The following is a 20,194-nucleotide window of genomic DNA, read 5'->3' as shown; positions in this document are numbered from 1 at the left end:
TAAAGAAAAGAAAAAATATTAAATAATTTGGCCCTAAAAGAAGAATATCTCCAATATTTTTCCTGGAACGGGAAAGTCATATCTTATTGGTAAGGATAAGAACAATGCAATAAAATTGGATGTATTCCATACAGATGAATTTATCGATCAAATAAAGTTGGTGGATGACATTCGTTTGGCGTCCATCGAAGAAATCATTGCGATGAAGTTGGAAGTGATTCAGGATGAAGGCAGGAAAAAGGATTTTTGGGATATTCATGAATTGCTTTCAGCCTACAGCATTGACGATATGCTAAAATTGCATGAGAAAAGATATCCTTATGGCCATGACCGTGAACTGATAGTGGATAATTTCACTCATTTTGACAGGGCTGATGACGACTTTGATCCCATTTGTCTGAAGGGAAAGATTTGGGAGTTTATTAAAGAGGATATTGTCGAGTCCATTGAAAAGTTCAGGAAAGGCCAATAAAATATCTAATGTTTACTTCAATCCTAATCATTGGTTATGATGAGGTTTCGGTATTCAATAATGGGCTGGTTTGACAAACAGGTTCGAATCTGGGGGGCAACAACTTTTTTAGATTGATATAAAGATTGTAATGCTTAAGCTTGAAGAAGTATTTAGAGTGGATAGGACGTATAGAGAACCACTAAAAACGGATAAATTGAACCGCCTTAATTTTAGCAATAATTAAATCTGAATCGGTCACTTTTTTGTGATTTTACCATGCTCACTATTTTCCGTTTCGAGTGGTATACTACTACCACTTTTTGCACGTTTGGGACAGCGGGCCTATCTCTTCCTCCAGTTATGCCTGTTTTTTGCACTCTCGGCGCACATAAGAGTAGTAGCGGACTTTATTAGACTTACCTTTCACTTTATTACTAAATATTGAACAAGATACTATCTTTGATTTTAATACTAATACCGCTATTATTCTTATAGAGTGTTGGCAGTAGTAATTACTTTCTTTTGCTGCTTTTTGCAAACGGATTAAATTCCACTGCCAATTGCACCCAATATTCCAGGTCTTTTTCAAGGTCAAAACCTTCGGGGTCTATAAATACAAATCCCTTCATAGGCCGACCGGTAATATCCATCGGTCGGCACCCTTTCTTATTTAAAGCGTTCGGCATGGCTTCTCCTCCGATTCTTGCCATTAGACGGTTTTTGCCTGTTTTCTTGTCAATATCCAGACCAACGGTCATTTTGTCGTCTAGAAAAAAACAATAGCCGCCCATAAATTTTCTACCTTCAAAGTTTATGGATTTTTCTTTAAGGATTCTTTCTATCCGTTCTTTTTGATGTTCTGAATAGGCCATAATTTACGTTGCTTTTAATGCTTGCTTAAAAAAATCATTGAGCGGTTTTGCAATAAAATAGTATTCCATAACTTTTTCTAATAAATTCTCGCCTAACAATAATTCAGGTTCTCTTTCTGCTACAAAATACCATTGCTTGTTAAGAATCAATTTTTCCAATTCGGATATTTCTTTGAGTTCAATGGGAATACGCTTCATGGTTTCACCTTTTATGTTTCCGAATTTTTCAAAAAATGATTTGTTGGAATACAGGTTTTCAAATGCTGATAAATTTTCCGTAATATGGTCTCTGATGGCATTGATTTGTTCTTTGGATGGACAATAACACCCTCCCATAATGCCCACCATGTCAGGAGCAAAGCGAATAAATAATCCGGGAAAGCTTTTGTCCTTGCTGCCAAATGGAGTTATAAACGCATTAAGATGAAGGTTGTAAGGGGGCTTGTCTTTTGAAAAACGAATATCCCTGTTAATTCTACTAATGCATTGTTTTGCCTGAATAGTACCAAGGACTTCATGTTTGGAGATTTCTTTGGTGAGTCGTGAAACAAAATTTTCAAATGGAATTTTCACGAAGGTTTCATAGTCTTTTTTATGTGTATGAAACCAATCCTTGTTGTTGTTGAGGGACAACTGTTCAAAAAAGCGGATATACTCATGGGAAAAATAGATCATTTCAATTTTATTAATATATCGTGGTTTGGTTATTATTTATTCTCCATTTTATATAGAAGTTGAACTAATCCTGAGGAAAATGTTTTGGTATCAATCAATTCTAAATTTTGCCTGTTATGAATATCTATAAACAAGGGCTTTCCATTCCCAAGAATTAACGGATGTACCGATATCATCAATTTGTCAACAAGATTGGCATTAATCATATTCGTTGTTAAATCGGCACCTCCAAAAAGCCAAATGTCCTTTCCTTCTGATTTTGTTATTCTGTTAACTGATTCTTCGAAGTTATTTTTAATTATAGTCAGATTTTTATCAACGCTATTCAGGGTTTTGGAAAAAACTATTTTCTTTTTGTCAGCAAATGCATTGGGCATCTCCTTAATGAGCTGTTCATAGCTTTTTCGTCCAATAAAGATAGTGTCAATCCGATTAAGAAATTCTGTCATTCCATAATCCTGGTCCGTAAAGCACCAATCTATTTCTCCATTTTTCCCTTCAATGTAAAAATCCAGGCTTGTACATAAATTCAGTATTACTTTTCTTTTTTTCATAACATTTAAAGAGCTATTTAATACAACACGAACACAAATATTGTTTTTGCAAGTATTTGTGTTCGCATCTCATTTTTTTCAATTTGCTTAGCTTCCAAATTCCTTTCTAAATTCCTCAGCATCATAATACACACGAATACTTTTGATTTTTCCATCTTCAATGGTATAGACTTCTGCCATAAGTAGTTCAATTTCATTTCCTTTTGGCGTTGCTACTTTAAAAGTGCCTTCAAGACTTGCAAATTGATCGTTCCCAAAAGAATGTAAGTGTTCGTATCCTCTTACCATAGGAAAAAAGCTTTTGTTTAGTTGAATGAATGCTTCTTTTCCCTTAACCTCGTCCACAGGTCCTTTAAAGGTGATATTGTTATCAACAAGGTTTTCCCACTCGCTGGTGCCGCTGCCCATAGACATTTGAAATTTCTGCACGGTCTCTAATGCTTTGCTCATTTTTTTGCTTATTTTAATTGTTAAACATACCCTTTAGACAAATGAGCTGTAGAAAACGGACGGAAATTTTTGCTTTATTTTTATATTCTAATGGTAACGCTGGTTAATTCGTTAATTTCAATACATTCCTTTCTTCTGATTTCAGCCTTAAGAGGTAATACGTAAGCTTGGTGTTTGGTGTCGTACCAAATAGCTGTTTGCCAACATGTATTACCAATTTGAGCTTTACACTTTAGTCTGCCCCAACCTTCTTCCCATTGCTGAAACAAGTTTCTTATTTCTTTCGAAGTATCTTTTGGAACAGTTAAAAAATACCAAGAAGCTGGAGCGTTATGTTTCCAAACGTTCGCTTTGAATGAATAAGTTACTTTTCCAATTTCGTTATGTGATGTTTTTTGAGTAGCCATATTTTATTTAAAAATCACATCCGCGAATCACTTTTTGTTCATTTTCTCCAAACACTTTTTTCTGCTTTCCTTGTGTTACCCAATTGTCATTGTTCTCAAGCATATAATTGTTCAAAATTGAGTTGGGGGCACTTAAAGGGTCAATGGAAGAAGTGAGCTCAAAACGCAAGTTTAACAGATGTTCTTTATCCGGGTTATTTCCTTCTTTAACCATTTTAAGTTGAATGGCTTCTTTTTGTACATCATGCTCAGGATTGAGATTTCCCTTTAAAACCGTGCATTGGTGGCAAACCCCTTTTTTGCTTACAAAGGAACAGCGGTAGTCGAAAATGCGTATCATATTTTTTCTGCCATCTGCTATGGCATGTTTTACCTTACCTTCGGAAAGTTTGGTAATCTTCATTATTTCATTTACCTGGAAATGATAAACTTCCTTCAGCCACAAACAAATTTGTTGACGTAGCTCCAGGGTTTTAAAGATACAATTACAACAATAGGCTATATGCTCATTTATCTCGTAGGATTTATCTGGTGTTTGGGTAAAAACATCTCTCATCTTGTTCCAAAGATTTTCATCATTGGCATGAAGTTCGGCTCCGTAATCCTGAGCATTTTCAAGCCATCGGTTTTGTTTCTTCAAATGATTTTTTGAAAGATTCATGGCAATGGTATAAACCCAAGTCTTAAAAGTCGATTCTCCTTTAAAAGTATGTATGTTTTGATGAACTTTGATGTAGGTTTCCTGTACAATATCCTCAACATCTTCCTTATTTGTCAATAACCGGTACAGGAAGGATTGAAGCTCTGGTTTTAGTTGAAGGAAGCCTTGTATGTGATTATTCTGTAGCATTGTTTTTTTATTTTTCAACCAGTCGTTTAATTTTCAAGAGAGCTTCATTCCAAAATTCGTCCGAGCGACTTCTTTGTTTTTCACTCGGTATATTGTCTTCACTAATGGTCAATAAAGTTGTTCCGTTCTTTTCCGTTATATCAAAAGTCCAAGTCCGATAGTTTTCAGGTTCATCTGGTAGTCCATCGAAATGGCTCCAATGTGAGTATTGAAGTTGTGAATTGGGTTCAACATTTATAAGCACTCCTTTTTCTTCATAGTTATTTACGTTGAATTCGCCTTTAAATTTAATTGGACTTCCTACTTTCCAATCTGTCACAATTTCTGCTCCGAAGAAATATTCCTTTGCTATTTCGGGGTTAACTAAAGCTTCCCAAATTTCAGAAGAAGGAGCGTTTATGTCTATTGAAGATTTTGAAATTAATTCTTTACTCAAGTTATATTGTTTTTAATGTGTGGTAACTTCAGGGTTAAACCTGAAGATGAGAACAGATTTACTTTAAGCACGTAGTAATTAAAGTTCGCCTTTGGCGAATGTGTTCTCATCGTTTTGTATATGAGCAGTAACGGATTTTAAATCACAAAACTGTCAGATAGCAAGATACTTATTTAAAACGCAAAAACGGTTCAAGTTTGCACCTAAACCGCTATTGCTTTTATACACTGTTGTAACACGTTTACTTATTAATCGAATAGCTTTTTAAACTTCCTTGTGCTACAAACCCTAATTTAGAGTAAATATGTTCACCCGACTCTGAGGCAACTAATACCACCTGTTTACTTTTATTTTCGAACGATTCGAATAGCAACTTATTTGTCATGACTTTGCCCAAACCGAGTCCTTTGTATTCCGGAATAGTTCCAATCATGTGTAATCCCGAAATTCCTTTTTTGTCCAGTAAGACCATTCCGCAACTTACATAAAGGCCGCTATGTTTCCCGATAAATAATTTTAGTTGAGAAGAATTTATTGGAGAAATAATGGTAGATGAAAGGATTTCATAGCCGAAAGAAAGTGAAGCTATTTTGGCAAACTCTATCGCTTTTATTTCACTGTCAACTTTCTCAATAGAAGCAAAATTATTAATGAATTTGCTCTTTTCCTGCAGATCCAGACACATTCCTTTCACTGTGGATTTTAATTTGAAGTTGTGTGCCAGTAGTTGCGTTTCTAAAGATTCATTTTCAAGAATGGAAATAGACCCTGGAATGTTTCCATTCTCTACATGCTGATACAATTCCTTAAAATTTATCTCTGACTCCTTTAACCTAAAAACCGTATTTGGCCAGGAACCATTACCTGGACTTGTGTAACGGTATTGTGCTGTGTTATGCAGAAAACGGCCATTAACGCCAATGTGTTCCCATAATTCAAACAGGTTGTTGATGATATTTTTTTTCATTTTTTCGATTAACAGCGTTGAATATTAATGTAGAAATTGTCCCTACCACAAAAAAACCAATCACAATAGGTAATGTAGAGTTGTTATAAAAATTCCCTATAATAATTGATAAGGGAACAGATATAAGCGTTGATACAGCACCTACTACAGATGCACCCAGTCCGGCAATATGCCCCAAAGGCTGCATAGCCAAGGAGCTTAAGTTCCCTATTAATAATCCATAACTGAACAGCTGAACAAACATAAAAGCTACAAATGCCCAAAATGGTGGAGTGGTAAAATAATGGACAAGTAAGTAGGGTATTACCACGTATACACTACCAGTAATGGCTGATTTTGTTAGCCTTTCCATGCCTAGCCGGTTGACCAGTTTTCCATTAATAAACGAAGCTAAGCCGATACTTAAAGCTAAAAAGGCGAAATAATAAGGGTATCGTTCTTCTAAATGATATTGGAACTCGAAAATTGCTTGCGATAGATTTAAGTAGGTAATGAAAACACCAGAATAGAGGCCGAGAATAAGGATGTAGCTCAATGAGCTTCTGTTTTTAAATACTTCATTGGTTGCCTGTGTCAGATGTGTTAAGGTTAATGCTTTTTGATGTTCTTTAGCTAAGGTTTCAGGCATCCTAAACTTGAACAACAGGAATATAAACGCCCCAAAAATGATATAAATTAGAAATAGAACCCTCCAGCTTGAAGCCACGATTATTGATTTTCCCAAGATGGGCGATATGACAGGCGTAAGCACGTAAATGACCATGATAAATGACATAACCCTTGCCATCTGACGCCCATAAAATTTATCCCTGACAATGGCTACACTTATAACCCTGGGGGCCCCCAGTCCAATTCCCTGCAGGATCTGACCGGCCAATAATATACTGAGGCTGTTTGATTGATAAGAAATGATGCAGCCTAAAATAAACAGGGAAAGCCCCAAATAAATAGTCTGTTTTCGCCCAATATTATCTGAGAGCGGGCCGTAAAATAATTGACTAATTCCTAGCCCCAAATAAAGTAGAGAGACACTTAACTGTACCTGGTTTTTATCTTTTAGTTGAAAATCGTTTGTGATGTTTTGAAAAGCAGGTAATAGCATATTAATCGCAACAGATACCAGTGCCATTAACAATGCTACCAATAGTATGAATTCAATAAAACCTATTTCCTTTCCTTTCATAAGACAAAGGTCAGGATAGATTTAATCAATGTCCTTAATCTGAATTAAGAAATCATTTTTGGGTCAAATGTTTTCTGACTTTGCTGAGATGCTCAGGACTAATGTTAAGGTACGAAGCAATCATATATTGGGGAACACGGTTTTCAATCTGTCCATACTTATTTCTAAATTCTAAATAACGTTTTTCTGCTGAATCATTAAGCTGATTAAATACCCTGTTGTGCAATCTGACGTACGACTGTTCTAGCTTTAATCGAATAAAACTTTCCATTGCGGGGACTTCTTTAAAAAGCTTTTTTAAATCATTCCTGTGTATTTGAAGTAAGGTTGTGGACTCCAATACCTCTATATAATTTTCACTAGGGGATCGAGTGATATAACTATAAAGGTCATTTATCCACATGTTTTCAATTCCTATTTGTATTGTTATTTCTTTTGCTTGTTTATCAATTGTATAAACTCTAACCAGTCCATTTTGTATAAACTGCATATGATTAGATGTTTTCCTGATGGATGGAATTATATCAGATTTATTGAATGTTTTGGAGTGAAATTGCCCAATTATTTTCTCCAAATCTATATCACTTACTTCAATAGTTGCTCTTATGTCTGTTATGAGATTTTGCATTTTAATGTGTTACAACGGTCTCCTTTACTTTGAATTCATAACTTGATTAGGATTCATTTTGCCATTATTGTCCCAATCAAATTGAGTTCCATAGAGTTGGGGTTTATCTTCAAATACCGCTATTCGGTCAGCTAAATATGCAAGACTAATTGGGTCAGCTTTATTTTCTTGAACAGATTTTTTAAGCATTTCTGCCGATTTCTTCATAAATTCGGGCTGCCCGATAGAATGTTGAATAATCAACCAAGCTGCTTCACTTGCTTCTTTGCCAACTTTATCTATTGTCGGATATCCAATTTCATCAATTATTTGACTTAATTCTTTCGCATTAGCATTGTGTAATGCTTCCATTTCTTCATTATATCCATTGGAAAGTTTTTCTTTTTTTATGAGTTCATTTCTAAGTTTTAAGTCCTTGTTTTTTAAGTCAATAATCTTCTTAGCGATGACAGTGTCCATATACAGGGAAATTGTTTTATTAATTCGGATTGGTTATTTCTGCAATTAAATCTACTTCTAATTTGGCGTTTGGTTCGTATAGCCTACTAACTTGAACCCAACTGGCTGCTGGATAGTCGCCTTGATAGAAACTTTTTCTTGCATTATTGTACTTTTTCATTTCCTCAATATCAGTCGTGTAGAGTGTTTCTTTTACAACATCCTTTGGGGTCGCTCCAAAGGCGTTCAAACATTGTTCAAGAGTTTTGTATAGTTTTGTTATTCCTTCTGGACTTAAATCAGATGTTGGAACTCCCGATATATAGATTGTATTATCAACTTTTACCACTTGAGCATATCCCGCACTATCGCTTTGTTTGGCAGAATTGTCCCAATGCCATTTTTCCTTGATTATAGTATTTTTTTCAGGTTTGCCAATTACTTTCTGATGGCTATTACTTTTATCTTGACATCCAAAATTGACATTCAAAATTAGTAGAATGAAAAAGAACCATAACTTTGTTATTATACCTTTAAAGCTGATTTTGTTTTTCATTTTTTTCTTAGGTTTCATTTTATTTCAAAGGTTGGTTTAAATTGCCCCTAACGCCACGCGGATATGGCGAGTTGCGTTGGCAGCTTGCTGCCATTAGCAATGGTAGCCATTAGACGCATATTCGCTATTAGGTACAGTGGCAAAGGCAATTTAGTGAATATATGATTGGTTTGGTCCCGGAGGTGTGGCGAATGTGCAGTCGTACTGCGTGGCGTTAGGAACATTTAGTGTTTGCAGGTGGCACTTGGTGCCGCAAACACGTGCCGCAGGCATTGTTCCTAACAGAGCGCTAAACGCAGTGCTGTGATTTCTACGGAAATATAACGAAATCCGTTCAACCATGTCAAAAGAGCTTTCCTTCTTATAATCTTATGGCATGGTTTGCCAAGGAGTCCGCGTGAGCGGACGTACCCTTGTTGGATTGCGCGTTATTGGGTGTATAAATTACAGGGCCAAATTGCTTTTAGCATGAGTTGTGTACTGTTTTGGCTCGATGCCCGCACAAGGGCGATATTCTGGGTCGTGCGATTGGTGCAATTTGGTTGAGCGCTCTGTAGTGAACAATTTACTTTAAGATGCATTGCAACGAAGTTTCTCAGATTAAAGTTCGCCCTTGGCGAATTGTTCATAGCGGTTTCGGCTATAAGTTGCGTGGTTTAGCACTGAACTTTGCAAGTACACACCAAACTGAAAATCCGCAAGGATTTTCCAGATAAGCTCTGACCAAGCAATGGCTCATACGGTAGTGGCAGTAGTTATTTTTTTATAAACTCTCCAAAATCATCATAAATTAATTTTACTTTTCCTTGATTCTTCGAAATTGTAAAATGCTCTTCAATTCCAGGTGTCCACTCGATTATTATTCCATTATTTTCATTATCTAAATATGCAAAACTTTTTAGTCTGCCCAAGGAGAATGTATATCCACCACTATTTTTATCCACCATTAAATTACCATATTTTGGACTATAATATGTCCCAGTTAACTCATCTACATTTTCATAGCTGAACAATGTTCTTTCTTTTTTCGGTTTCTCATACATTGGGTCAATGAATTGACTGAACATCTGAATCTTACTGTCAGCATTTGAATCATTCGACATAATTGAATAGAAATAGGCAGAGAGCATTGCAGAAATCCTTTGCCCACCTACTCGCTCATTGACAAATACAAAAACACCTGTTTTGTTTTCGGGTTGAAATGACATTATAGACTCATAGCCATTAAAACTACCGAAGTGGAAGAATAATTTTTCTCCCATTAAAGTTCCATAAATCCAACCATTACCATATTCATCCATTGTAAATGGTCCCATACGGTTTTCTACTATAGTTCTATCACTTAAATAGTCAACTAATAATTTGGGATTAATTGATGTTTGATTTTCATCAGTAAAAATGCGTATCCATTTTCCCATATCGCCTAAAGTTGAATATAAGCCACCAGCACTGTGCAAAGTGTTTTCAGATTTTCTTGATGAAATAGGTTCAGTGGAAAAATGTTCAAAAGGCAAGGCTTCTAAACTTTGTTTAAAGTCTATATGTGCAGATGTTTCAGTCATGCCGATTGGTTTGAAAATGTTGTCAGAAACATACTCTTTCCAGTCTTGACCTGTAACTTCTTTTATGATTATGCCGCCAAGTAAATAACCAAGATTACTATATTTAAAATCATATGATAGTGTGTCATTTCTATAAACGGTAAATTTTAATAATGCTCTTAAATCATATGGAAATTCTCCCGAATAAGCAGTTCTAAAAATCATTGGGTCGTTGGATAAGCCGTGTGTATGTTGCATTAAATTCCGAACGGTTATTTTATCGACTTCAATTTTTTCTGGAAAATAAGAGGATGGAATATATTTTGAAATTGGGTATGAATAATCAATTTTCTTTTCAATTGCCAATTTTGATAGCGCCAGACCAACAAATGCTTTGGTGTTAGAAGCGATGTATATTTTTGTTGAATCGGAAAAATTAATGGTTTGGTTCGTTTTCCCAAAAGAGTTTTGATAAATAACCTTATTGTTTTGTACGCCTACAATGCCAATACCTTGCAAATTGTACTTTTCAATTAAGTGAGCACTTAATGAGTCAATTTTTTTATAATTCTGTGATTTACCAATTATTGTGGTTGAAAGTAGAATTAGAGTTATTATAGTTCTGTTCATTGTCCATAAATTTTTATGTTTATTGTAAGACGACAATTTTGGCTTTAAGGTTACAAGGATTAAGATTCGACAATGTAAGTATCTGAACAATATAGTGGACCAGGACCACCGTAGTATCAAGCGACGTATCATCATTAGTTGTGGGTTTAAAGAATTGGAATCCGCACATCGGACGTTGGCGGGCAAGGGAGTTGTGAACATGATCAGGAAGGGTCAAATCATAGATTCTAAATTGACGGTGTTTAAAACATTATGTTCATTGGCAGCTTAATGCAAAAATTCTATTGAATTAATAGAATTGTAATGGATTCATGCAACAGAACCACTTTTTTCCGTTTCGAGTGGTATACTACTACCACTTTTTGCACGTTTGGGACAGCGGGCCTACCATGAACCCCTGTATCTCGGCTGGTAAGATATGGATGCCATGATTTCAGGTTGATACCAAAAAGCACATCCCCTTGGTTCTTCCAAGGGGATGCTTTATATTATATAGTCATTCCACCCACTATAAATCCGGTTTATTGATAAAGGAAGGATAACAGTTAGGGTTGTTTTTCTGAAGTGCTTGGGCATCGGATATGATCTTGCCGGTTTGGACCATGATAGGGGTAACGATGGTTTTGTCCGGTATCACGAAATAGGCACCGGTTTTATTGGACTTGCAAGAAAAAGTCGGACAGTTTTTTACCGCTTCATCCGTGGACTTCCATTGTTTTTCTTGAAATCGGGGAGTTGGTCGATACGTTCACAACCCAACTGTTCCATAATTTGGGATAGCTGCAACTTCAACAATGAAATGGTATGGTCTCCGCCAGTATTGCCCAAAGCCGCAGTGCCGTACATAAATGGGCGTCCCATAAAGGTAAATTGGGCACCACTTGCCAAAACCCTCGCAATATCTGGTCCTGAACGTATACCACTGTCCATCATCACAGTTATCCGACCTCCATAGTTTTCCACAATGCGTTGTAAGGGTTTGACGGTGGATTCCCCAGCGTCCAGTTGTCGCCCACCATGGTTGGAGACTATGAGGCCATCCAATCCCAATGAGATTGCCTTTTCAGCATCGGGTTCTGTTACGACTCCCTTCAGTACGAGTTTTCCTTTCCACATATCCCGTATGGATGCAATTTTGTCCATATCCATCCTCTTACTGAAGGTTTGGTCCATAAAATATCCTAGTTGCTTTAGATTTAAACCTTTGGGCATGTATGGTTTCAATACTTCAAAATTTGGTTGGCCATGACGTAAGGTTTCAAATGCCCATTGGGGTTTGCCCAAAATTTGTAGTATGTTGTTCAAGTTCATTTTTGGGGGCATGGACAGTCCATTCCTTATTTCTTTGGGTCGAAAACCAAAAACAGGTGTATCGCAGAGCAATACCAATACTGGACATCTGGCAGCTTCGGCACGTTTGATCAAATCATTGCGGACGGATTCCTCCGTGGGGTGGTAAAGTTGAAACCAGGCATTACCTTCGGTTATTTCACTGATGCGTTCTATGCTCGAAGTTGTTACCGTACTAAGGATAAAGGGAACGTTATGGTCAAATGCAGCTTTGGCCAATATCTCTGGGGAGTTGGGCCACATAAGGCCCTGTAATCCAACAGGAGCTATTCCAAAAGGGGCGTCATAGGTCATGCCGAAAAGCTCGGTAGTGGGATTGGCACCTAGGTAGCTGTCCAGATAGCGGGGAAGGAGTTCCACTTCTCGTATTTCCGAGGTGTTTTTTCTGATGCAAACCTCTTCATTGCATCCCCCATCCAAATACTCAAAGGCAAATTTTGGGATGCGTTTCCGTGCTTTTTCCCTTAAATCCTCTATAGAAGGGTATTTTGGGTTGAACTGTATTTGTTTTTGATTTCTCATACGGTGGGTAAATCGAAAATTTTATCCATGAGAGCCCATTTTTCACCCAGTTTGGCAAAAGGCAATGCCTGTTGATATTTCCACATGAGTTTCTCCCATTCCTGCACTTTGGGATTTTGGACATCGGCCTGCTGCTTACTTTCAAAAGAGAATGAAGCATCCACTTCCATAATCATAAACATTCTATTTCCTATCCTGTAAATTTCCATTTCTTGAATACCAGATTCCTTAATACTCTCCACTATTTCAGGCCATACTTTTTTATGGTGGGCTTCATAAGCCTTGATGCTCTCCTCATCATCCACCAAATCCAAGGCCAAACAGTATCTTCTTAGATTTCCCATTCTTGTCCTTCAAATTGATTTTTTGTCTTTAACCCAAACCATGCGATGTAGACAAAGCAACATAGCGGTAGCAAAAAAGAAAAATTCACCTCAGAAACACCTAAAAGTTTGGTGTCAGCTACGCCATTGCCTCCTACATCTATGATCATCCCCTGTATCTTGGGCATCAAAGCGCCTCCCACAATGGCCATGACTAGTCCTGCCGCGCCCAATTTTGATTCTTCTTCGGTCAAACCATGTAGGGAGATACCATAGATGGTAGGGAACATGAGCGACATGAAGAATGATATGCCCACAAGCGAATAAAGTCCCAAGTGCCCTTCAATAAAAATGGTACCCAAAGCACAGGCCCCTGCCAGTACGGCAAACCACATCAATAGTTTCCCCGGACTAATGAACCGTAGCATGTATGTACCGATGGCCCTGCCCACCAAAAAGAAGACAAAGGCCACAAATTGGTAGTTTGCCGCGGTATCACTTGTCATACCAATAGCCTCTGCATATTGGTATATGTAAGTCCAGCACATGATCTGTGCCCCAACATACAGAACTTGTGCCAATACACCTAACACATACTTAGGCTTATGAAAAAGGGCGTTGCTTGTCTCTTTTAAGGAGGGTATTTTACCATCGCCTTTGGCTTGGGGCATTTTGTTGACCAATATCAGCACAAATACCGCTATAATTACCAACCCTAAAATTACATAGGGATCTCGTATGACCATAAGGTCCGATGTGCGGATCAAGGCTTTTTTGGCAGTATCCAATGCGGCGTAATCCAAAATATCATCAGACTGTAGATTCTTTAGCACAAATTGTTGGGCAATCAATAGCCCTAATAACAATCCCACCGGATTAAACACTTGGGCAAGATTCAAACGTTGTGTGGCAGTTTCTTGAGAGCCCATGGCAAGGATATATGGGTTGGCCGTTGTTTCCAAAAAGGCAAGTCCAAAAGTGAGGACATATAAACCTAAACAGAAAAACCAGAATTTTTCGGTAATAGCAGCAGGATAGAACATGAGGGCCCCACCAGCATATAAGGCCAATCCAATCAAAACACCGGTTTTGTAGGAATATTTCCGAACAAAAAGGGCTGCGGGTAAAGCCATACAGCAATATCCGCCATAAAAGGCCATCTGAACCCAAGCGGCTTGGGAATTGGAAAGTTCCAGCACCTTTTTGAAAGCCTGCACCATGGGGTCGGTCACGGCATTCGCAAAGCCCCAAAGGGCAAAAAGAGAGGTAATCAGAATAAAGGGTAAAAGAACTTTTTTAGATACAATTTTTTGTTCAGCCATATGCATATTTGTTATAGAGAACGGTCTAAATGAGTATAGCCTCCGTCTACAAAAATCAGTTGACCAGTGGTATGACTGGATTTTTCTGAAAGGAGAAAGGCTACGGTATTGGCAATCTCTTCCGTGGTTGTCATTCTTTTTTCCAAAGGGATGTTGTCCGTGATTTCCTTGAGTTTTTCCTCTGGATTGTCAAATGTTTTGATCCATCGCTTGTACAAGGGGGTGAAAGATTCTGCGACGATTACGGCATTCACTCGAATGGAGTATGGTAGAAGCTCCACCGCCCATTCCCGGGTAAGAGCGTTTCTGGCACCATTGGCCGCAGCATAACCCGAGGTGTTGCCTTGCCCTGTCACTGAGGTCTTGGAGCCAATATTGACAATACTTCCTTTGCTTTTCTTCAGTTGGGGCAGCGCATAATGGGCCATCACGTAATAATGTCCCACATTTCGCTCTAAGGAACGTTTAAAATCCTGATAGTTTCCATGTTCCAGTCCAATACCATCATTGACTCCGGCATTGTTCACCAATCCATCTATTCTTCCATATTCCCTTATCACTCTTTCAATAGCTTTTCTACATTGCTCATGGTCCGTCAGCTCTGCTAGGGCATAAAAAGCCTTACCTCCTTTTTTGGTAATTTCCTCAACAGCGGCAAGTACATCTTTTTCCTTTCTCCCTATGATCACGGGTACCGCCCCTTCTTCCGCAAGAACATTGCTAATGCTATTCCCGATGCCTTTATCACCCCCGGTGACCAATACTACTTTATTTTTTAGTCCTAGATTCATGTTTGGTTGAATTCAAAGAGGGTAACTATCCCATGGGTTCATGTTAAACGGTTAAATTATAAAATGAAATGGCATTTTGCCCCATAATTTTACGGCGAATATCCTTATTGTATTTTGAAAGATACGTTTGGACTATATCCAAAACATTTTGGTATTCACCCGACAATAGGCACACGGGCCAATCGGAACCAAACATAATCCTTTCAGGAACAAAAGATTCAAACACTATATCCAAATAGGGTACGAAATCGGTTTTATACCATTTACCCCAAGTGGCCTCGGTCACCATACCTGAGATTTTGCAATATACGTTGTCTTGTTGCCCTAATTCCTTTATATAATGTGCCCAACAGTCATCAACAGCTCCATCTATTTTAGGTTTGGCAATATGATCTAATACAAAGGATTGGTTTGGAAATGTTTTTACAAGTTCCAATGTAGAGGATAATTGCTTCGGATAAATAAGGATATCATAAGTAAGACTGTATTTTTCCAATAGCGAAATCCCTCTTCTAAATTCAGGTCGGAGCATAAAGTACTCATCCGGTTCATCCTGTACAATATGCCGGAGTCCTTTGAGCATGGGATACTGCGAATATTCTTGGAGCTTCTCGTCCAAATCTTCAGCGCATATATCCAACCACCCTACCACTCCCTTTATGAATGGATGTTCTTTGGCGCATTCCAATAAAAAATCGGTTTCCTGTTCAGATTGGTCTGCCTGTACTGCAACACAGCCATCAATTTTGTTGTTTTGGAGCAACGGAGCTAAATCCGAAGGCATGAAATCTTTTTTAAGGATTTTCATGGAATCGTTGATCCAAGCGTGGGTGCTGGGATGGTATTTCCAAAAATGTTGATGGCTGTCGATGGTCATATCATTCAAATGCCTTTACATGTTGCTTGGAACTGCCCAGTCCATCAATACCCAACTCCACAACATCACCGGGCTTTAAGTAGCGGGGTGGGGTAAGACCTAATCCCACTCCAAAAGGAGTTCCTGTAGATATAATATCTCCGGGTAACAAGGTCATAAATTGACTGATGTAACTGACCAGTTTGGGAATACCGAACACAAAATCCGAAGTATTGCTATCCTGCATGGTCTCCCCGTTCAATTTGAGCCATAGGTTGAGGTTGTGTGGGTCTTTGATTTCATCCTTGGTCGCCAAAAAAGGGCCTAAAGGCGCAAAGGTGTCGCAACTTTTTCCTTTTACCCATTGGCCTTCCCGCTCCAATTGAAACTCCCGTTCGCTATAATCGTTGTGGAGTACATAGCCCGCCACATGGTCCATAGCCGAGGCTTCCTCCACGTAAGATGCTTTTTTTCCAATGACAAAGGCCAATTCCACTTCCCAATCGGTTTTTGCACTGCCCTTGGGAATGATCACATCGTCATTGGGCCCTACAATGGCCGAAGTGGCCTTAAAGAACAGCACAGGTTCTTTAGGAATGTCCATTCCGCTCTCTTGTGCGTGTTTTGCATAATTAAGGCCCACACAAACTATTTTGGAAGGACGTGCCAAAGGAGTTCCCAAACGCGTACCACGATCAATCACAGGACAATCCTGGCCATTTTCCATCAGCCATTCCTTAAGTTCGGCAATGCCATTGCCTCCAAAGAAGGCTTCGTCATAATCCTTTCCAAACTTACTGACGTCCATACGGGTGCCATTATCAAGTTCCACACCTGGTCTTTCTTCATTTACTGACCCAAATCGTATTAGTTTCATTACTTGTTCTTATTTTATTATCTACTTTTTATTATGCTGTTCTGCTCTAACCGTTCAGCTTAATGAAGCCCCCGTCTATGGGGAAATCGGTTCCAGTGATAAAAGATGCTTCATCGGAACATAGATAAAGAGCCAGTTGGGCTACTTCATCCGGTTTTCCCATACGGCCAATAGGTTGGGTTTTGGACAATTTTTCAAACATTTCTGCTTCATTACCTGGATAGTTTTTGGCAATGAAACCATCCACAAATGGGGTATGCACCCGTGCAGGTGATATGCTATTGCAGCGTATGCCATCACCAATATAGTCTTTGGCCACCGAATAGGTCATGGTCAATACCGCTCCCTTGGTCATGGAGTAGGCAAACCTGTCCGAAATGCCCACAGAAGAGGCTATGGATGCCATATTGAGAATGACTCCCGAGCCTTGTTCCTTCATTTTTCCGATAGCGACATGGATACAGTTATAGACTCCTTTGATGTTCACCTCGTAAAGTCGGTCCAAATCAGCCTCCGCTGTGCCCTCAATGTTTCCTACATGGGCAATGCCAGCATTGTTGATGAGCACGTCCAAGGTATGCTTGGCCGCAATATCGTTGATAACTTCCTTGACCTGTTCATGCTTGGAAACGTCGCATTGGTGTGCTTGTGCCTTATGACCTGCATTGGTGATTTCCTCAACAACTTGTTCTGCTTTTTCCAGTTGATAGTCCAAAATATGGACGTTGGCCCCGTTGAGAGCGAACTGTTTGGAAAGGGCTTCGCCTATTCCGCTGCCACCTCCTGTGATCAGCACGGTTTTATTACTGTAATTGAATGTCGCCATTTTTATTTTAGGGTTATTTCCACAATGGTGTCCACAGAATCCACTTTATCCTTTGGAACTTGTACCAGCAACCCAAATCCATTTTTTTGATGTTTCAAGGTAGATTTATCCTTGAAGAGCTTTACATTTTTTACAGTAAGATCAAAGTCTTTTATGAATACTTTGTCGCTTTGATCGAGTATGTGCAGATACAATTTTTTACCTTTTTGGGTGAATGCTATTTTTTCCGTTGGATGAACCGGCCCCGCAGAAGTGCCATAAATGGTTTCCCCGTTTTCACGCATCCAATTGCCCATTTGCTTCAGAGACTCCTTATGCTCCTCTTGAATTTTTCCATTGGGCATAGGGCCCACGTTGAGCAAAAGATTGCTACCGTACCCGGCGGCCTTCACCATATAGTGTATAAGCTCTTTTTCTGACTTGTGTTTTCTGTCCTGAAGATTGAACCCCCATGAACCATTGATGGTCTCGCATACCTCCATGGGTAATTGACCAATATCTGAAGCGGAGGTGCCAAAACCAGTGGTATTCTTTCCGGGGAGGTCTTTTTCGAACATTTGAAAATCCTCACCTTCAATAGGGGCCAGGTGGTGGTTGTTGCCTATAAGGCAGTGGGGCTGCAGGTCGTGAATCAATTGATAGATTTCATCATAATGCCAATCTACTTGTAGCTTTCCAAATTTTTTGCCGTCCCATTGTTTTTGGTCCCAATGACCATCGAACCAAATGCCGGCAATGTCCCCATAATTGGTCAAAAGCTCGGTGAGCTGGGTCTTCATAAAATCGATATACTTGTCCCAGTCACCATTGCCTCTTCCTGGGATGTCCTTCCCAGTCCTTCCCCTTGGGAAATAATCATCATGGTGCCAATCCAATAAGGAGTAATAGAAAAACAACTTAATGTCTTCTTTTCTACAGGCTTCGGCCAATTGTTTTAGTACATCTTTCCCATAGGGAGTACTGTCCACAATATCATAAGCGTTGGCTTTGGTATCGAACATGGAAAAGCCATCGTGGTGCCTGCTGGTAATGGTAATGTATTTCATTCCAGCGTCTTTAACCATTTTCACCCATTCATTTGCATCAAATCCAATGGGATTGAAAAAAGCGGGTAATTTTTCATAGGCGTCTATAGGGATATTTTGGTTGTTCATGACCCATTCGCCATCACCCAATATGCTATAGACGCCCCAGTGCACGAACAGTCCAAACTTGGCTTCTTTGAACCATTCTCTGGCTTCTTGGTTTTCTGGGGTTGGCTTGTAGCTTTTCTGTCCTTGACCATAGGTAAATATGCTGCAGAGCAAGGATAGGGCAATTAATGTTGATTTAAATTTCATGACATGGTTGTTTAGCTGTTTTTCCATATTTCTCCGTTGGGGAAGCTGTAATCTTGAATCGACCTTGGTTGCATTTGAATGCTGTATCCAGGCATGCTCGGAGGCATATAGGCCCCATTTTTAATAATCACAGGATCCAAAAAATGCTCGTGAAGGTGGTCCACATACTCAATAACTCGGTCCTCCATAATGCCACTTATACAAATATAGTCGACCATGGATAGATGCTGCACATATTCGCAAAGGCCAACGCCTCCGGCATGCGGGCATACGGGAATGTTGAACTTGGCTGCCATCAGCATAATGGCGAGGTTTTCATTTACACCGCCCACACGGCAACTATCAATTTGGCAAACTTGAAACGCATTGGTTTGCATCAATTGCTTAAAAATGACTCGGTTTTGACAATGCTCCCCAGTAGCCACCATGATTGGGGCAATGGCCTCTGCGATTTTGGCGTGCCCTATGATGTCATCTGGACTTGTGGGTTCCTCAATCCACCAAGGGTTGAATTTTTTCAATTTTGCCATGTTCTCAATGGCCTCTTGCACATCCCATTTTTGGTTGGCATCCATCATCAGTTTAAAATCGCTACCTATTTCTTCTCGAATTATGGCGGCTCTACGCATGTCATCTCCTAAATCGGAGCCCACCTTCATTTTAAGATGTTTAAAACCTGCTTCTTTGGCCTCACGGCACAGTCGCCTCACTTTTGCATCGGAATAGCCCAACCATCCAGCTGAGGTGGTGTAAGCTGGGTAGCCATTTTTTAAGAGGTAATCAATACGTTGCTGCTTGGTCTTCTCCTGTTTTTTCAAAAGTTCCATAGCTTCATTCGGAGTAATGGCATCCGTAATATAGGTAAAGTCGATACAGGACACCAGTTCCTCGGGTGTCATATCTGCCAAGAGTTTCCACAGGGGCTTTTCTTCCACTTTGGCATAAAGATCCCATATGGCATTCACCATTGCTCCCGTGGCCAAATGGATAACGCCTTTTTCCGGACCAAGCCAACGCAATTGACTGTCTCCCGTAATCATTCTCCAAAAGCCTGCCATATCCGATGTGAGGCTTTTCAAGCTCTTTCCCTCAATTAGGTGTGACATGGACTTTATGGCGGTGGCACATATTTCGTTCCCGCGACCTATGGTAAATGTGAGTCCATGTCCTTCATGCCCATCCGGTGAATCCGTTTCTAGGATAACATAGGCGGCAGAATAATCGGGATCGGGATTCATGGCATCGGAACCGTCCAAGGTCCTGCTAGTCGGGAACCGTATATCTTTTATAATGGCTTTGGTGATTGTCATAAAGGGGCTAGCTATTCAATTTTGTTAAAATTATGG

Annotated in this window: 24 protein-coding genes; 2 read left to right on the top strand and 22 right to left on the bottom strand. The window is 39.2% G+C overall.

The window, feature by feature from the left end; translation table 11 throughout:
• Positions 1-46: 46 nt before the first annotated feature.
• On the top strand, positions 47-472 hold the full coding sequence (locus tag ACQQ5U_RS15075) for a nucleotidyl transferase AbiEii/AbiGii toxin family protein (RefSeq protein WP_437398805.1): 426 nt from the start codon (positions 47-49) through the stop codon (positions 470-472).
• A gap of 494 nt (positions 473-966) precedes the next feature.
• Here the strand turns inward: ACQQ5U_RS15075 and ACQQ5U_RS15070 are convergent, their stop codons facing one another.
• The 13 genes from ACQQ5U_RS15070 to ACQQ5U_RS15010 form a co-directional block, all read right to left on the bottom strand.
• A complete protein-coding gene (locus ACQQ5U_RS15070; RefSeq protein WP_437398751.1) occupies positions 967-1,326 on the bottom strand; it encodes a TfoX/Sxy family protein in 360 nt (119 codons plus the stop codon).
• 3 nt (positions 1,327-1,329) lie between these two features.
• Positions 1,330-2,001: a DUF2461 domain-containing protein gene (locus tag ACQQ5U_RS15065; RefSeq protein ID WP_437398750.1), complete on the bottom strand. Its 672-nt coding sequence runs from the start codon at positions 1,999-2,001 to the stop codon at positions 1,330-1,332.
• Between the two features lie 32 nt (positions 2,002-2,033).
• The gene (locus ACQQ5U_RS15060; protein WP_437398749.1) at positions 2,034-2,555 is read right to left on the bottom strand and encodes a dihydrofolate reductase family protein; all 522 of its coding nucleotides are present in this window, start codon (positions 2,553-2,555) and stop codon (positions 2,034-2,036) included.
• 87 nt (positions 2,556-2,642) lie between these two features.
• Positions 2,643-3,005 carry a nuclear transport factor 2 family protein gene (locus ACQQ5U_RS15055; protein ID WP_437398748.1) on the bottom strand — a complete coding sequence of 121 codons (363 nt, stop codon included), beginning with the start codon at positions 3,003-3,005 and terminating at the stop codon, positions 2,643-2,645.
• 80 nt (positions 3,006-3,085) lie between these two features.
• On the bottom strand, positions 3,086-3,412 hold the full coding sequence (locus ACQQ5U_RS15050) for a DUF1905 domain-containing protein (RefSeq protein WP_437398747.1): 327 nt from the start codon (positions 3,410-3,412) through the stop codon (positions 3,086-3,088).
• A gap of 7 nt (positions 3,413-3,419) precedes the next feature.
• Positions 3,420-4,262, bottom strand: a complete 843-nt coding sequence (locus ACQQ5U_RS15045) for an RNA polymerase sigma factor (protein WP_437398746.1) — start codon at positions 4,260-4,262, stop codon at positions 3,420-3,422.
• A 7-nt stretch (positions 4,263-4,269) separates the two neighbouring features.
• Positions 4,270-4,698 (bottom strand): SRPBCC domain-containing protein, encoded by a 429-nt coding sequence (locus ACQQ5U_RS15040; protein ID WP_437398745.1) that lies wholly within the window; start codon positions 4,696-4,698, stop codon positions 4,270-4,272.
• A gap of 241 nt (positions 4,699-4,939) precedes the next feature.
• Positions 4,940-5,665: a GNAT family N-acetyltransferase gene (locus ACQQ5U_RS15035; RefSeq protein ID WP_437398744.1), complete on the bottom strand. Its 726-nt coding sequence runs from the start codon at positions 5,663-5,665 to the stop codon at positions 4,940-4,942.
• Positions 5,634-6,848 carry a multidrug effflux MFS transporter gene (locus ACQQ5U_RS15030; protein ID WP_437398743.1) on the bottom strand — a complete coding sequence of 405 codons (1,215 nt, stop codon included), beginning with the start codon at positions 6,846-6,848 and terminating at the stop codon, positions 5,634-5,636. The genes ACQQ5U_RS15035 and ACQQ5U_RS15030 overlap by 32 nt, the downstream gene beginning before the upstream one ends.
• A 52-nt stretch (positions 6,849-6,900) precedes the next feature.
• Positions 6,901-7,476, bottom strand: a complete 576-nt coding sequence (locus ACQQ5U_RS15025) for a Crp/Fnr family transcriptional regulator (RefSeq protein ID WP_437398742.1) — start codon at positions 7,474-7,476, stop codon at positions 6,901-6,903.
• A gap of 24 nt (positions 7,477-7,500) precedes the next feature.
• Positions 7,501-7,935, bottom strand: coding sequence for a DUF6624 domain-containing protein (locus ACQQ5U_RS15020; RefSeq protein ID WP_437398741.1), 435 nt, complete (start codon positions 7,933-7,935; stop codon positions 7,501-7,503).
• A 19-nt stretch (positions 7,936-7,954) separates the two neighbouring features.
• A complete protein-coding gene (locus ACQQ5U_RS15015) occupies positions 7,955-8,488 on the bottom strand; it encodes a RidA family protein (protein ID WP_437398740.1) in 534 nt (177 codons plus the stop codon).
• A gap of 737 nt (positions 8,489-9,225) precedes the next feature.
• Positions 9,226-10,641, bottom strand: coding sequence for a serine hydrolase domain-containing protein (locus tag ACQQ5U_RS15010; RefSeq protein ID WP_437398739.1), 1,416 nt, complete (start codon positions 10,639-10,641; stop codon positions 9,226-9,228).
• A gap of 58 nt (positions 10,642-10,699) precedes the next feature.
• On the opposite strand from ACQQ5U_RS15010, the gene ACQQ5U_RS15005 reads away from it, so the two are divergent.
• Positions 10,700-10,912, top strand: coding sequence for a DDE-type integrase/transposase/recombinase (locus ACQQ5U_RS15005; RefSeq protein WP_437398803.1), 213 nt, complete (start codon positions 10,700-10,702; stop codon positions 10,910-10,912).
• A gap of 416 nt (positions 10,913-11,328) precedes the next feature.
• On the opposite strand, the gene ACQQ5U_RS15000 is transcribed toward ACQQ5U_RS15005, so the two are convergent.
• Genes ACQQ5U_RS15000 through ACQQ5U_RS14960 form a run of 9 tightly spaced genes read right to left on the bottom strand, consistent with a single transcriptional unit; the run spans position 11,329 to position 20,158 of the window.
• The gene (locus ACQQ5U_RS15000; RefSeq protein WP_437398738.1) at positions 11,329-12,513 is read right to left on the bottom strand and encodes an alpha-hydroxy acid oxidase; all 1,185 of its coding nucleotides are present in this window, start codon (positions 12,511-12,513) and stop codon (positions 11,329-11,331) included.
• On the bottom strand, positions 12,510-12,857 hold the full coding sequence (locus ACQQ5U_RS14995; RefSeq protein ID WP_437398737.1) for an L-rhamnose mutarotase: 348 nt from the start codon (positions 12,855-12,857) through the stop codon (positions 12,510-12,512). Before ACQQ5U_RS14995 ends, ACQQ5U_RS15000 begins: the two co-directional genes overlap by 4 nt.
• The gene (fucP, locus tag ACQQ5U_RS14990; RefSeq protein WP_437398736.1) at positions 12,845-14,158 is read right to left on the bottom strand and encodes an L-fucose:H+ symporter permease; all 1,314 of its coding nucleotides are present in this window, start codon (positions 14,156-14,158) and stop codon (positions 12,845-12,847) included. Before fucP ends, ACQQ5U_RS14995 begins: the two co-directional genes overlap by 13 nt.
• An 11-nt stretch (positions 14,159-14,169) precedes the next feature.
• On the bottom strand, positions 14,170-14,949 hold the full coding sequence (locus ACQQ5U_RS14985) for an SDR family oxidoreductase (protein WP_437398735.1): 780 nt from the start codon (positions 14,947-14,949) through the stop codon (positions 14,170-14,172).
• 43 nt (positions 14,950-14,992) lie between these two features.
• Positions 14,993-15,826, bottom strand: a complete 834-nt coding sequence (locus ACQQ5U_RS14980) for an amidohydrolase family protein (protein WP_437398733.1) — start codon at positions 15,824-15,826, stop codon at positions 14,993-14,995.
• A 1-nt stretch (position 15,827) separates the two neighbouring features.
• Positions 15,828-16,682, bottom strand: coding sequence for a fumarylacetoacetate hydrolase family protein (locus ACQQ5U_RS14975; RefSeq protein WP_437398732.1), 855 nt, complete (start codon positions 16,680-16,682; stop codon positions 15,828-15,830).
• A 46-nt stretch (positions 16,683-16,728) separates the two neighbouring features.
• Complete coding sequence (locus ACQQ5U_RS14970; RefSeq protein WP_437398730.1) at positions 16,729-17,508, bottom strand: SDR family NAD(P)-dependent oxidoreductase; 780 nt, start codon at positions 17,506-17,508, stop codon at positions 16,729-16,731.
• Positions 17,509-17,510: 2 nt separating this feature from the next.
• Entirely contained in the window at positions 17,511-18,848 is a 1,338-nt protein-coding gene (locus tag ACQQ5U_RS14965; protein ID WP_437398729.1) for an alpha-L-fucosidase, read from the bottom strand.
• Positions 18,849-18,859: 11 nt separating this feature from the next.
• A complete protein-coding gene (locus ACQQ5U_RS14960; RefSeq protein WP_437398727.1) occupies positions 18,860-20,158 on the bottom strand; it encodes an L-fuconate dehydratase in 1,299 nt (432 codons plus the stop codon).
• Positions 20,159-20,194: the final 36 nt, after the last annotated feature.

Source organism: Flagellimonas lutimaris, assembly GCF_051494225.1.
Classification (GTDB): Bacteria; Bacteroidota; Bacteroidia; order Flavobacteriales; family Flavobacteriaceae; genus Flagellimonas; species Flagellimonas lutimaris_A.
This window is presented reverse-complemented; position numbering and strand designations above follow the sequence as displayed.

What these genes read in the sequence shown, in the direction of transcription:
- ACQQ5U_RS15030 (WP_437398743.1), bottom strand. Translation starts at nt 6,848, where the DNA reads ATGAAAGGAAAGGAAATAGGTTTTATTGAATTCATACTATTGGTAGCA.
- ACQQ5U_RS15020 (WP_437398741.1), bottom strand. Translation starts at nt 7,935, where the DNA reads ATGGACACTGTCATCGCTAAGAAGATTATTGACTTAAAAAACAAGGAC.
- ACQQ5U_RS15025 (WP_437398742.1), bottom strand. Translation starts at nt 7,476, where the DNA reads ATGCAAAATCTCATAACAGACATAAGAGCAACTATTGAAGTAAGTGAT.
- ACQQ5U_RS15050 (WP_437398747.1), bottom strand. Translation starts at nt 3,412, where the DNA reads ATGGCTACTCAAAAAACATCACATAACGAAATTGGAAAAGTAACTTAT.
- ACQQ5U_RS15055 (WP_437398748.1), bottom strand. Translation starts at nt 3,005, where the DNA reads ATGAGCAAAGCATTAGAGACCGTGCAGAAATTTCAAATGTCTATGGGC.
- ACQQ5U_RS15065 (WP_437398750.1), bottom strand. Translation starts at nt 2,001, where the DNA reads ATGATCTATTTTTCCCATGAGTATATCCGCTTTTTTGAACAGTTGTCC.
- ACQQ5U_RS14985 (WP_437398735.1), bottom strand. Translation starts at nt 14,949, where the DNA reads ATGAATCTAGGACTAAAAAATAAAGTAGTATTGGTCACCGGGGGTGAT.
- ACQQ5U_RS15045 (WP_437398746.1), bottom strand. Translation starts at nt 4,262, where the DNA reads ATGCTACAGAATAATCACATACAAGGCTTCCTTCAACTAAAACCAGAG.
- ACQQ5U_RS15015 (WP_437398740.1), bottom strand. Translation starts at nt 8,488, where the DNA reads ATGAAACCTAAGAAAAAAATGAAAAACAAAATCAGCTTTAAAGGTATA.
- ACQQ5U_RS15010 (WP_437398739.1), bottom strand. Translation starts at nt 10,641, where the DNA reads ATGAACAGAACTATAATAACTCTAATTCTACTTTCAACCACAATAATT.
- ACQQ5U_RS14960 (WP_437398727.1), bottom strand. Translation starts at nt 20,158, where the DNA reads ATGACAATCACCAAAGCCATTATAAAAGATATACGGTTCCCGACTAGC.
- ACQQ5U_RS14975 (WP_437398732.1), bottom strand. Translation starts at nt 16,682, where the DNA reads ATGAAACTAATACGATTTGGGTCAGTAAATGAAGAAAGACCAGGTGTG.
- ACQQ5U_RS14965 (WP_437398729.1), bottom strand. Translation starts at nt 18,848, where the DNA reads ATGAAATTTAAATCAACATTAATTGCCCTATCCTTGCTCTGCAGCATA.
- fucP (WP_437398736.1), bottom strand. Translation starts at nt 14,158, where the DNA reads ATGGCTGAACAAAAAATTGTATCTAAAAAAGTTCTTTTACCCTTTATT.
- ACQQ5U_RS15035 (WP_437398744.1), bottom strand. Translation starts at nt 5,665, where the DNA reads ATGAAAAAAAATATCATCAACAACCTGTTTGAATTATGGGAACACATT.
- ACQQ5U_RS14970 (WP_437398730.1), bottom strand. Translation starts at nt 17,508, where the DNA reads ATGGCGACATTCAATTACAGTAATAAAACCGTGCTGATCACAGGAGGT.
- ACQQ5U_RS15070 (WP_437398751.1), bottom strand. Translation starts at nt 1,326, where the DNA reads ATGGCCTATTCAGAACATCAAAAAGAACGGATAGAAAGAATCCTTAAA.
- ACQQ5U_RS15000 (WP_437398738.1), bottom strand. Translation starts at nt 12,513, where the DNA reads ATGAGAAATCAAAAACAAATACAGTTCAACCCAAAATACCCTTCTATA.
- ACQQ5U_RS14980 (WP_437398733.1), bottom strand. Translation starts at nt 15,826, where the DNA reads ATGACCATCGACAGCCATCAACATTTTTGGAAATACCATCCCAGCACC.
- ACQQ5U_RS14995 (WP_437398737.1), bottom strand. Translation starts at nt 12,857, where the DNA reads ATGGGAAATCTAAGAAGATACTGTTTGGCCTTGGATTTGGTGGATGAT.
- ACQQ5U_RS15060 (WP_437398749.1), bottom strand. Translation starts at nt 2,555, where the DNA reads ATGAAAAAAAGAAAAGTAATACTGAATTTATGTACAAGCCTGGATTTT.